The 11,698-nt window shown below is 68.0% G+C and carries 12 protein-coding genes; 6 read left to right on the forward strand and 6 right to left on the reverse strand.

The genetic code is table 11. The features are described from left to right. Window positions 1–29: 29 nt before the first annotated feature. Window positions 30–1,274 (reverse strand): MFS transporter, encoded by a 1,245-nt coding sequence (locus tag ACZ6DL_RS15430; RefSeq protein ID WP_466051550.1) that lies wholly within the window; start codon window positions 1,272–1,274, stop codon window positions 30–32. Between the two features lie 100 nt (window positions 1,275–1,374). Here ACZ6DL_RS15430 and ACZ6DL_RS15435 point away from each other — a divergent pair, with 100 nt between their 5' ends. The 6 genes from ACZ6DL_RS15435 to era all read left to right on the forward strand — a co-directional run bounded on the left by ACZ6DL_RS15435 (window position 1,375) and on the right by era (window position 6,753). After that, on the forward strand, window positions 1,375–2,277 hold the full coding sequence (locus ACZ6DL_RS15435; protein WP_466051552.1) for a LysR family transcriptional regulator: 903 nt from the start codon (window positions 1,375–1,377) through the stop codon (window positions 2,275–2,277). 152 nt (window positions 2,278–2,429) lie between these two features. Next, window positions 2,430–3,491 (forward strand): PhoH family protein, encoded by a 1,062-nt coding sequence (locus ACZ6DL_RS15440; RefSeq protein WP_466051988.1) that lies wholly within the window; start codon window positions 2,430–2,432, stop codon window positions 3,489–3,491. 62 nt (window positions 3,492–3,553) lie between these two features. After that, window positions 3,554–4,108: an rRNA maturation RNase YbeY gene (gene ybeY / locus ACZ6DL_RS15445; RefSeq protein ID WP_040865608.1), complete on the forward strand. Its 555-nt coding sequence runs from the start codon at window positions 3,554–3,556 to the stop codon at window positions 4,106–4,108. Further along, window positions 4,105–5,469, forward strand: coding sequence for a hemolysin family protein (locus tag ACZ6DL_RS15450; protein ID WP_063049200.1), 1,365 nt, complete (start codon window positions 4,105–4,107; stop codon window positions 5,467–5,469). Before ybeY ends, ACZ6DL_RS15450 begins: the two co-directional genes overlap by 4 nt. Then, window positions 5,466–5,852 (forward strand): cytidine deaminase, encoded by a 387-nt coding sequence (locus ACZ6DL_RS15455; protein WP_466051555.1) that lies wholly within the window; start codon window positions 5,466–5,468, stop codon window positions 5,850–5,852. Before ACZ6DL_RS15450 ends, ACZ6DL_RS15455 begins: the two co-directional genes overlap by 4 nt. Next, window positions 5,845–6,753, forward strand: coding sequence for a GTPase Era (gene era / locus ACZ6DL_RS15460; protein WP_466051556.1), 909 nt, complete (start codon window positions 5,845–5,847; stop codon window positions 6,751–6,753). The genes ACZ6DL_RS15455 and era overlap by 8 nt, the downstream gene beginning before the upstream one ends. Before the next feature lie 66 nt (window positions 6,754–6,819). Here era and ACZ6DL_RS15465 read toward each other — a convergent pair whose 3' ends face one another. From ACZ6DL_RS15465 to ACZ6DL_RS15485, 5 genes are all read right to left on the reverse strand, one after another. Then, a complete protein-coding gene (locus ACZ6DL_RS15465; RefSeq protein ID WP_466051558.1) occupies window positions 6,820–7,608 on the reverse strand; it encodes a hypothetical protein in 789 nt (262 codons plus the stop codon). Between the two features lie 390 nt (window positions 7,609–7,998). Then, complete coding sequence (locus ACZ6DL_RS15470; RefSeq protein WP_466051559.1) at window positions 7,999–9,426, reverse strand: amidase; 1,428 nt, start codon at window positions 9,424–9,426, stop codon at window positions 7,999–8,001. A gap of 207 nt (window positions 9,427–9,633) precedes the next feature. Continuing rightward, window positions 9,634–10,095 carry a hypothetical protein gene (locus tag ACZ6DL_RS15475; RefSeq protein WP_466051561.1) on the reverse strand — a complete coding sequence of 154 codons (462 nt, stop codon included), beginning with the start codon at window positions 10,093–10,095 and terminating at the stop codon, window positions 9,634–9,636. Then, complete coding sequence (gene grpE, locus ACZ6DL_RS15480; RefSeq protein WP_466051563.1) at window positions 10,095–10,607, reverse strand: nucleotide exchange factor GrpE; 513 nt, start codon at window positions 10,605–10,607, stop codon at window positions 10,095–10,097. Before grpE ends, ACZ6DL_RS15475 begins: the two co-directional genes overlap by 1 nt. Continuing rightward, complete coding sequence (locus ACZ6DL_RS15485) at window positions 10,604–11,698, reverse strand: tetratricopeptide repeat protein (protein ID WP_466051564.1); 1,095 nt, start codon at window positions 11,696–11,698, stop codon at window positions 10,604–10,606. The genes grpE and ACZ6DL_RS15485 overlap by 4 nt, the downstream gene beginning before the upstream one ends.

Below are 11,698 nucleotides of genomic sequence, written 5' to 3' on the forward strand. Positions count from 1 at the left end.
TGTGGCGCGACAATCGGTTCGGTGCTCGGTCAGACCCGGACAGGTGCCGCTTCCGAGGCGGGAGTGGCGCGCCTCGCCGCCTCGCGCTGCGCTCGATGCGATACGCCCAGCAGTAACGCCGCGAGGACCATCAGGAAGCCGATGCCGCAGGTCAGGCCGAGCCATCCGGCTCGGGCGTAAGCGATCCCGGCCGCGCCGCCGACCAGCGCGCTGCCCAGGTAGTAGGCGAAAAGATACAGCGACGACGCCGCGCCCCGATTGCCTTCGGCCATCGTGCCCACCCATGCGCTCGCCGCGGTGTGCGCACCGAAAAAGCCTGCGGTGTAGAGCAATACGCCGAGTATCACGGCACCGAGGTGATCGGGAATCGTGAGGACGAGCCCGAATGTCATCGCCAGCAGTGAGATCGTGAGCACCCACTGCCTGCCGATCCGATCGGTGAGCCGTCCGGACGCCGCCGACGCCGCCGTTCCGGCCAGATACAGCACGAAAACCAGCCCTGCCAGCGCTTCCGGCAAGCTGAACGGCGCCATGGTCAGCCGGTAGCCGAGATAGTTGTACATCGAGACGAACCCGCCCATCAGCACGAACGCCAGTCCGAACAGCGCGAGCAGTCCGCGATGGCGCAACTGGCTGCCCAGGTCGCCGAGCACCGTGCGGATCCCGGCGGGCCGCGGGACGAAGCCGCGAGACGGCGGCAGCCACCGGACGAACCATACGGTGCAGGCCGCGGCGGCGAGGGAGGCCACTGCCAGCGCCCACCGCCAGGACGCGAGGTCCGAGGTGAACGCCGGAATCAACCGCCCGGCCAGCCCGCCGATCGTGGTGCCCGCAACATAGACGCCCATCGCGGCGCCCAACCCGTCCCCGCCGATCTCCTCCGCCAGATATGCCATAGCCACCGCGGGCACACCTGCCAGGGCGACGCCCTGAAGCGCGCGTCCGGCGAGCAGCACATCCAATGAGGGGCTCAGCGGTAGCAGCAATCCGATCACCGCCGCCGTGATGGCGGAACCGGTCATCACCTTGGTCCGGCCGATCCGCGACGAGAGCGCGCTCACCGGGATGATCGCCAGCGCGAGGAATCCGGTCGTGAGCGAGACGGCCAGCGCCGCTCGCGCGGGCGTCGCGCCGAACGCGGCCGAAAGGCTGGGCAGCAGCGCTTGGGCGCTGTACATGGAGGCGAAGGTCGTCAAGCCGGCCGCGAACAGCGCGGTGGTGATCCTGCGGTCGTGGGCGGCGTCCCGTGCCACCCCGCTCGGAGTCGTGGACATGGCTTCCTCCTTTCGACCAGCATCACCAGCCGTTATTGAGAACGGAAATGAATAATGAGAGCCGAGTTCATGCGTTGATCGCATATAGGGAGGCCGGAGCGTGCTGGGTGAGGATCTGGAGTGGTTCACGACACTCGCCGAACTGGAGCGGGTGGGTGCGGCCGCGGACCGGTTGCACCTCGCGCAGCCGACGCTGTCGCGCATGCTGGCCCGATTGGAACGCAGGGTGGGTGTCGAACTGTTCGATCGGCACGGGAAGCGGATCACTCTCAACGAGTTCGGGCGGATCTATTACGAGCACGCCCGCCGCGCGCAATCCGAACTGGACGCCGCGAAACAGGCGCTCGCCGATCGGTCCAATCCGGCCGGGGGCGTGCTTCGGCTGTCGTTTCAGCACTCTTTCGGCGGCTCGCTGGTGCCGCAGCTGATCAGCGGTTTCCGGCGCGTTTCCGGCCGGATCACGATCACCTTGTGGCAGGGCGCGGCCGAAGCGGTGACCGAGCGGGTGCTCGCGGGCGAAGCCGATCTGGGCATCGTCTCGCCGCGCCCCGCCGCAGCGGGCATCGGCTGGCGCGCCGTGCTGCGCCAGCCGCTGGTCCTCGCGGTGCCGCCGGAACATCGGTTGGCCGGGCGGCGGCAGGTCCGGCTCGCGGAGGTGGCCGACGCGGAGTTCGTCACCATGCACCACGGCTTCGGGATGCGGCGCATCTTCGACGAACTGTGCGCCGCCGCGGATATCCGGCCGAGGATCGCGTTCGAATCGAGTGATCTCGTCACCGTGGCCGGGCTGGTGTCGGCGGGGTTGGGCCTGGCCATCCTGCCGGGCGAAGACCCGCTGTCGGCGGGACCGCTGTCCGGCCCGGCCACGGTGCCGCTGGCGGACGCGGGCGCCGCTCGCTCGGTGGGGCTGGTCTGGTCCGCCGCGGCGACGCCACCGGAGGCGGTGCGGCGCTTTCGTGACTTCACCGAGGATTGGGCGCGGCGACGTGGGGGAATCCCGTGAGGACCTGATTGCGCCGGCAGCATATTCACTGGGCGGTGTCGGTGGGGCGGGTTAAACTTCTCTCCATACAGCAGTCGAGACCGGAAAGCAGGCATTAGCCACTTTTGAGAACACAAGGCGAGATCGGCGACCCGGCCACCCCAGCGGCGGGCATCGGCGCCGGCGACAACGGTTCGGGTCCCGCAGCGCGCACAGTGCGCTCGAGTATCGAACTCGCTCCCGAATCCGTGTTCCCCTTCCTCGGTTCGGCCGACCAGAACCTTCGTGAACTGGAAACGCTGCTCGACGCGGACATTCACGTCCGCGGCAATTCCGTGACCCTCACCGGCAAGGCGGCCGATGTCGCGCTCGCCGAGCGGGTGATCGAGCAGCTCGTCGCGCTCACCGGCCGCAACCGCGTGGTGACGCCCGAGGCCGTTCGGCACACCGTGTCCATGCTCACCGAGGGCTCCAGCGACTCCCCCGCGGAAGTGCTCAGCCTGGACATCCTGTCCCGGCGGGGCAAGACCATCCGGCCCAAGACGCTGAACCAGAAGCGCTACGTCGACGCGATCGACGCAAACACCATCGTGTTCGGCATCGGCCCCGCGGGTACCGGCAAGACCTATCTGGCCATGGCCAAGGCGGTTCAGGCGCTGCAGTCCAAGTCGGTCAACCGGATCATCCTCACCCGCCCTGCGGTCGAGGCGGGGGAGCGGCTCGGCTTCCTGCCCGGCACGCTGAACGAGAAGATCGATCCGTACCTGCGCCCGCTCTACGACGCGCTGCACGACATGATGGATCCGGAGGCCATTCCGAAGCTGATGGCGGCCGGTGTCATCGAGGTCGCGCCGCTGGCCTACATGCGCGGGCGCACACTGAACGATTCGTTCATCATCCTGGACGAGGCGCAGAACACCACCGCCGAGCAGATGAAGATGTTCCTCACCCGCCTCGGCTTCGGCTCCAAGATCGTGGTGACCGGTGACGTGACACAGGTCGATCTGCCGAACGGCGCCCGATCCGGCCTGCGCGCCGCCAGCGAGATCCTCACCGAGATCGAAGACATCCACTTCGCCGAGCTGACCAGCAGCGATGTGGTTCGCCACCGGCTGGTCTCCGACATCGTCGACGCCTACGACCGCTTCGAGTCCCAGACGCGCCCGCAGGTCGCCCCGCATTACGCGGGCAACCGGGCGCAGCGCCGCGCGGCGAACCGGTCGGACCGGCGATAACTCGTCTCGCCGGGCGGGGCTCCGCTCCGCCGACGCGATAGCGGGGATCGTAGGCTGTTCGGGTGAGCATCGAGATCGCCAACGAGTCGGGCATCGACGTACCCGAAGAAGAGCTGGTCAGCGTCGCGCGGTTCGTGATCGCCCGGATGGACGTGCACCCGGCCGCGGAGCTGTCGATGGTGCTCGTCGATCTCGACACCATGGCCGATCTGCACATGCGCTGGATGGACCTACCCGGCCCGACCGACGTCATGTCCTTCCCGATGGACGAGCTCGAGCCGGGCGGGCGGCCCGACAGCCCCGAACCCGGCCCGTCCATGCTCGGCGACATCGTCTTGTGCCCGGAGTTCGCCGCCGGGCAGGCCCGCAAGGCGGGGCACTCCCTGGATCACGAACTCGCCCTGCTCACCGTGCACGGCGTCCTGCACCTGCTCGGCTACGACCACGCCGAGCCGGAGGAGGAGAAGGAGATGTTCGCGTTGCAGGCCCGGCTGCTCGAGGAGTGGTACGAGAGCCTGCGGGAAGCTCGGCGGCGCGCCGAGCTGGCCGAACGCGACGCGCGGTTGCTTGGCAAGGCGGGCTTCACCACACCGGGTGACTCCTCGGGTCAAGCGTGAATTCGCTGACCCTCGTTCTGCTCGCGGTCCTGCTCATCTCGGTGGGTGGGGTTTTCGCCGGTGTCGATTCCGCCCTGAACACGATTTCGCCCGCCCGCGTCGACGACATGATGCGCGCCGACCGGCCCGGCGCGGTGCGGTTGAGCCGGGTCGTCGCCGACCGGGCGCGCTACGTGAATCTCATGGTGCTGCTGCGCATCCTGTGCGAGATCGGCGCCACGGTGCTGCTCGCGGCGGGGCTGATGACGGTCTGGGGGAAGAACTGGGCGCTGCTGGTCACCGCGCTGGTGATGGTGCTGGTGTCCTACGTGGTGATCGGCGTCGGCCCGCGTACGCTCGGCCGGCAGCACGCGTACTCCATCGCGCTGGCCGCGGCCTTGCCGCTGCAGTTCATCGGCGCGCTACTCGGCCCCCTGAGCAGGCTGCTGATCCTCATCGGTAACGCGATCACCCCGGGTAAGGGTTTTCGCAACGGCCCCTTCGCTTCGGAGATCGAGCTGCGCGAGGTGGTCGAGATGGCCGGTGAGCGCGGTGTGGTCGCCGACGACGAACGGCGCATGATCCAGTCGGTCTTCGAACTCGGCGACACACCGGCGCGTGCGGTGATGGTGCCGCGCACCGAGATGGTCTGGATCGAAGCGGACAAGACCGCGGCGCAGGCGATGTCGCTGGCGGTGCGTTCCGGGCATTCGCGGATCCCGGTGATCGGCGAGAACGTCGACGACATCCTCGGCGTGGTCTATCTGAAGGATTTGGTGCCGTACACCGATCGCAGCCGCAAGGTGCGGGTGCGCGAGGTGATGCGGCCCGCGGTGTTCATGCCCGACTCCAAACCGCTCGACAGCCTGCTCGACGAGATGCAGCGCAGGCGCAACCACATGGCGTTGCTGGTGGACGAGTACGGCGGCATCGCGGGTCTGGTGACCATCGAGGACGTGCTCGAGGAGATCGTCGGTGAGATCGCCGACGAGTACGACACCGACGAGACCCCGCCCATCGAGGATCTCGGTGACGGCCGTTATCGCGTCTCGGCCCGGTTGCCGGTGGAGGACCTCGGCGAGCTGTACGGATTGGAGATCGACGAGGAGGACGTCGACACCGTCGGCGGCCTGCTCGCACACGAGCTGGGGCGCGTGCCGCTGCCCGGGTCGAAGATCGAGGCGCACGGGCTGGTGCTGCGCGGCGAAGGCGGCGCGGACGCGCGGGGCCGGATGCGGGTGAACACCGTAGTGGTACGCAAAGCGCGCGAGAAGGTCCCCGCGGGGAAGACCAACGGGGACAATGCCAATGGCAAGCGCAAGGCCAACGGATCGGAGCGGGAGATCCCTGCCGATCGCGACGAGGACGGAGACAGCGAATGACCGAACTGGACGCCGAGGACAACAAGCTGGTGGTGCTGGCGAGGGGCGCGCTCGGCCGTACCGGCGGGGCGAGCGGAGCGGCGATCCGGGACACCGACGGCCGCACCTACGCCGCCGGTGAGGTCACGCTGACCGCGCTGCGGCTGACGGCGCTGCAAGCAGCCGTGGCGGCGGCGTTGTCCAGCGGCGCGGAAGGATTCGAGGCGGCCGTCGTGGTCGGCGGGCGGTTGTCCGACTTCGGTGTGACCGCGGTGCGTGAGGTGTCGGCGGAGGCGCGGATCATCTTCACCGACCGCGACGGCGCGGTGTTCGAGATCGTCGACGACTCCGCCGACGCGGCCGACGCGGTGAGCGCCGAATCCAGCGAGGTTCGCGGTGGCTGACGCGCGGGAATTCCGTTCCGGATTCGTCTGTTTCGTCGGTCGCCCCAACACCGGCAAGTCGACGCTGACCAACGCGCTGGTGGGTGCGAAGATCGCGATCACCTCCTCGCGCCCGCAAACCACCAGGCACACGATTCGCGGCATCGTGCACCGCGAGCACACGCAGTTGATCCTGGTCGACACCCCCGGTCTGCACCGCCCACGCACCCTGCTCGGCCAGCGGCTCAACGACCTTGTGCGCGACACCTATTCGGAAGTCGACGTGATCGCGCTGTGCATCCCGGCCGACGAGAAGATCGGTCCGGGCGACCGCTGGATCGTGCAGCAGATCAGGCAGATGGCGCCGAAGACCACGCTGCTCGGCGTGGTCACGAAGATCGACAAGGTGAGCCGCGACCAAGTCGCCGAACAACTGATGGCCGTCTCCCGGCTACTCGGCCCGGATGCCGACGTGGTGCCGGTGTCGGCGGTCAAGGGCGAGCAGGTGGAGGTCCTCGTCGACGTCATCGCCTCGAAGATGCCGGAGGGCCCGGCGTTCTACCCCGACGGCGAACTCACCGACGAGCCGGAGGAAACGCTGATGGCCGAGCTCATCCGCGAGGCCGCGCTCGAAGGCGTACGCGACGAACTGCCGCACTCACTCGCCGTGGTCATCGAGGAAGTCCTGCCCTACGAGGAGCGCGAGGACATGCTCGACGTACACGCCCTGCTCTACGTCGAGCGCCCCAGCCAGAAGGCCATCGTCATCGGCAAGGGCGGCTCCCGCCTGAAAGAAGTGGGCACCAACGCCCGCAAGCAGATCGAACACATCCTCGGCACCCGGATCTATTTGAACCTGCACGTGAAGGTGGCCAAGGACTGGCAGCGGGATCCCAAACAGCTGGGCAAACTCGGGTTCTGAGCGGTTCGGTCGTCGGTTGCCATGAAGACCCTCTGGGGATGATGGCGGGCGCAGCGCTGTCGTTGCTCATGTCGCCAGGAAGGTTCTGATCGCTTCGTCGCTGGAGAGATGGTTGGCGCCGGTGGTGACGTCGATCGTCGGGTAGTTCCTGCGCACGGCGTCGGCGACGGTGGCGAGGCGATCGGCGACTACCGCGGGGTCGCGTAGCGCCTGCTGACTCAGGCCTTCGAAGCCGGGGAACCCGTCGGCGACCAGGGTTACCTCGGGGTTGGCGATGATGTCGTCGTAGGTCTGGAATTCGACGCTGACGATCTTGGATGTGTCCACCCGGCCCGGGGTGGTGAATACGCGGTCGCTGACGCCTTCGATGAAGTTGGCCGCCGAATGCCCCTCTTCGATCATCGGATTCACCCGGATACGGTTGGGGTCGATACCCAGGACCATGCCCGCGGGGTGGAACCGCATCGTGCCGTCGCGAACATCGGTCCAGCTCGTGATCGTTCCGTACACTCCGGCGATGTCTGTGCCGTCGGTCAGGTATACGACGTCTCCGGCGGTACTGTGCGACGCCGTACGGATATAGCCGTCCTCGGCTGAGGCTTCTCTTCCGCGAAAAGCCCTGGGAAACACCTGATCGACCTGCCATAGGCGTGCGCCGTTGTAGAAACGATCCGGCGGGGTGGATCCGGGTTCCAACAGGGGATGCGGGAACGACGGGTCGCCGGTAGCGAATTCGTGGCGAAAACCTCTGTCGGCGTCGGTGAGTACTCGGGCCGCACCCTCGGCTTCCCGAGCGAAGGGCCGGACGCCGTGTTCGGCGTCAACCCTCGCGAGCCTCTCGAGCTCGTTGCTCAAGTGTTGGGCGAAGCGGGCATACGCCCGTGCAATCAAGTCGGATCTGCTCAGCAAGACAACGCCCTCGGCCCGATCGCATCATCTAAGGCGTTACTGGCCTGCGGATACGTCTCCGCGGTGCTGAGGCGGCAGTAGTTCCTCGTCGAGCACCACCAAGACATGAGCGTCTACCGAATGACGGTCGGCCATCGGGGTCCTCCTCGCGTTCCGGGTTCGGCCGAGAGTCGCGGCATCGGCGCTCGGAACCCGCGAGGGCACAGCAGCGGCCGTACCGACACATGCGTGGACTCGGCGCATCCCACAAGGTACATCGCGCAGGTGGATGCCGAGCCTGATTCGGCGCGTCGCTCGGGTCGGAACCGGCACGGCCCGAGCCGGATTCGAGTCAGATCACCACCACGGGTCCGGGCGGTGGCGGTCCCATCGGAGTTCCGATTCGAGCTGGGCGGCCAACGAGATCAGCAGAGGTTCGGAATTCGCCGTGCCCATCAGTTGGGCGCCGATGGGGAGACCGGCGGCGGTGAAGCCGGCGGGGACGTTGATGCTCGGCCAGCCGAGGACGTTCCAGGGCCAGGTGTAGGGGCAGGCCGCGGTGATGAGGTTGTTGGTGGCGTTGACGCCGATGCCGTCGATCTCCTCGGCGCGCGGCGGGGGAGTCGCGGTGGTGGGTGCGAGGACGACGTCGTAGTGGCGGAAGAAGTGGCCGATTCGCCTGTGCAGCAGGGGTTCCAGTTGCCGTGCCGCGTAGAGGGCGGGGCCGTCGAGTACGCGCCCGATCCGGGCGTTGGCGGCGGTGCGCGGGTCTACCTCGAGGCCGTGCATGCGGTGGTATACCCGCCGGATTCCGGCGAGTGAACGCGGCAGGAACGAGGCGCCGATCAGGATGCCGTAGTGCAGGTCGGCCACGGTCACGGTATGCCCGAGCTCGCGCAGGGTTTCGGCGGTGCGTCGGACGGCTCGCTCGACCTCGGGATCCAGGGCGGTTCTGGTCGCGGTGAACGGAATACGCAGCGAGAGGGCGATGCGCAACCGGCCCGGATCGCGCCCCACCGCGTCCGAGGCGCTGATCGGCTCCGGCGTGTGCAAATCTCCCGGGTGCGGACCTGACGCAGCATCCAGCAGGAGCGCCGCGTCCGCGACGGTGCGCGCCAGCGGCCCGTTCACGGTGAGGCCGTAGAACGCTTCGGCCTCCGGCCAAGTCGAGATGCGTCCGCGCTGTGGCTTGATGCCGACCAGATTCGTCCAGGCGGCCGGGATGCGGATCGAGCCCGCGCCGTCGGACCCGAGGGCCGCCGGGACCAGTCCGGCCGCGACGGCTGCCGAAGCGCCGCCGGAGGACCCGCCCGGCGTCCTGGTGCGGTCCCACGGGTTACGGGTGTGCCCGAACCACGCGGCGCTGGTGAACGGCCACTGGCCCAGTTCGCAGGTATTGGTCTTCCCGACGATCACCGCGCCCGCGGCACGCAGGCGGCGGACCGATTCCGCGTCCTCGGTCTTCGGCGCGAAATCGCCGCCGCAGCCGAACGCGGTCGGCTCACCCGCGACATCGGTGTCGTCCTTCACCGCGACGGGCACCCCCAGCAGTGGCAGCCGTTCGCCCGCGGCCAAGCGCCGGTCGGCGTCGGCGGCCTCGGCCAGCGCCCGCTCGCGGCGCACGATCCGGAAGGCGTTGAGCGTTCCCTGGGCCGCGTCGATCCGATCCAGCGCCTCGCCGACCGCATCGGTCGACGTGATCGCGCCGCCGGCGATCGCGGCCGCCAGTTCGGCCAGCCCCAGCCCCATCCGCCGCGTGCCGGGTGCGGGATCGGACACCGTCATGTGAGCTCCGTCTCGTCGTTATCCACCAGACGGTAGCGCGAAGTTGGTCAATCGTCCATATCGGTGCGCGGCCATGGGACCCCGCTCGGCCGTGGTGGGGAGGGAACCGGGGCGGTGCTCGCCAGGCGGGTCACCTACCTCCCCGGCGCGGTACGCGCCGCAGCAGCGATGTGGTGCTGGGACGAGCCGCCCGACCGGAGGATCGCCTCAGCGAATGTGCTTGCACTCGCCGTAGGGCACGCCCTGGGTGAGGTCGGGCCTGCCGAACATCCGGCCGACCAGCGCGTTGAACGCGGCCACCGAGAACCTCTCCATGTCGTTGCAGAGGAAATCGTTCTTGGTGCCCGAGACATCCTTGGATTTCAGCGATTTCGCCCACTTCTGCGGTGTCCCCCCGCACCCGACGTGTACCTGGTAGTCGCCACCTTTGTCGAGCTCGAAGGAATAGTCGACCTTGGAGTGGCCGCCGAGCCGGACCGGGACCTTGGTCTGCGCCCATCCCGATTTCGACGTCTTGGCCTGGACCCAGACACCGACCGGCGAGGCACTGTTGATGCACCCGATGGTGCCGCTCACGGTGGTCGGCGCCGCCGACGCGCTCGGCAGGCCCAGGCCAAGGAATGCCGCCGAAGCGGAGAGCACAACGGCCGTGCGAAGGGACTTGCGCATTATTCGAACCTTTCGATAGGGGATTCCGTCTCGACGGACTCGGATCGCGCCGAGCGAGCCGCGACGACGACTTGTTCCGGTCGCAAGAGGCGCGCACCCATGACGTATCCGGGGCGCACGACCCGCAGCACCGAGCCCGGCGATCGGCCGGAAGCCTCGGCGGCGACCGCTTCATGGATGTCGGGATCGAAGCCGGCCCTGGCGGGCACGCGCCGGACGCCACGGCGTTCGAGAACCTCGTGCAGTTCGTCGACGATGCTGCCGAGCACCTCGTCGTGCTCGTCGTTCAGCGACGCCACGCGATCGACGAGCATGAGCAGTTCACGGAACAGCGGGGCGAGCAGCTGTTCGGCGAACCCTCCGCGGGCGAGGGAGAGCTGCTCGTGCAGATCGTCCAAGGCTCGATTCTTCGCCTTGTCCTCGAGCAACCGGCGGTGGAACAGGTCGCGCAGTTGGGCGACCTCTCCGGCCAGCGTCGTCAGCGGATCATCGGTACCGGGCGGGGCCGTCATATGCCGCGCTCGAGGATGTCGTACCGCTTCGAGTTGTGCTTCCAGACCGGCATGCGGTGGGTGAGCGTGTAGCCGGCGACGACGGCGGCGACGATCAGCAATCCGATGCCCTTCATGGGTATCAGGGCCAAGCCGATGATGAGGGCCACCGCCCACGGGCCCATACCGGTGTGGACCCACCTGGCCTCGGCGGCTTTGTCGGCGAGTTCGATGTTCTCTTGCAGCGATGCGCGCAGCGGACCGTCGTCGAACCGGAGTTTCAACGCGCGGCCGGACATGTCACGGGTGACGGCGATCTGGGCCTCGGAGGTGATGCAGTACGCTCCGCTGCGCAGCTGCGACCACATGCCGAGGTTGACCTGTTCCAGCGCGAGCGCCAGGTAGTACTGGAAGATCTGCTCGTTCGGATGATGCCGGACCACGTCCTCCATCAGCTCCAGCGCCTTGTCGTTCTTGTTCTGCTGCAAGTAGACGTTGGCGATGGCGGTCCGATAGAGCGGCTCGCCGGGCGCGAGACGCAGTGCCGTCTCGTATTCGGCGAGCGCTTCGTTCAGCGCGCCGGTGGCCAGGAACGCTTCGGCGTAGTCGAAGTGGTATTCCGGGCTGTCCGGCTTGAGACCGATGGCTTCCCGGAACTCGAAGCCGGCGTCCTTGTAGTTGCCCATGACGAACGACGAGTTCGCGCGCACCGCCCACGCCTCGTGGTCGGCGCCGTTGACCGAGATCGCCTCGCGGGCACAGTAGTACGCGGAGGGCGCGTTACCGCGCTCGAAGTACTCACGGGCGAGGCCGAGCCAGTCCCGGCCGCTCTGCGCCACCGGCGCCGGTTGATTGCTCGTCGGCCGATACTGCCTGGCCTGCTGGTCGAATTGCCGTCGTCGGTTCGCGTCGAGCAGCACGCGTTCGGCCTGACCGAGGTGGCGTACCCGGGCTTCGGCCTGCGCGCGTTTCACGGGATCCGACTGGCCCGCGCGCTTGTTCCACATTCTGCGCTGTTCGCGGATGGCCGTCTTGATGGCGTCCTCGTCGGCGGTCTCGGCGAGGCCGAGGATTTCGTAGTAGTTGACGAACTCTTCGGTTGTCGTGGTCAT

The organism is Nocardia sp. NPDC041819 (genome assembly GCF_055590505.1).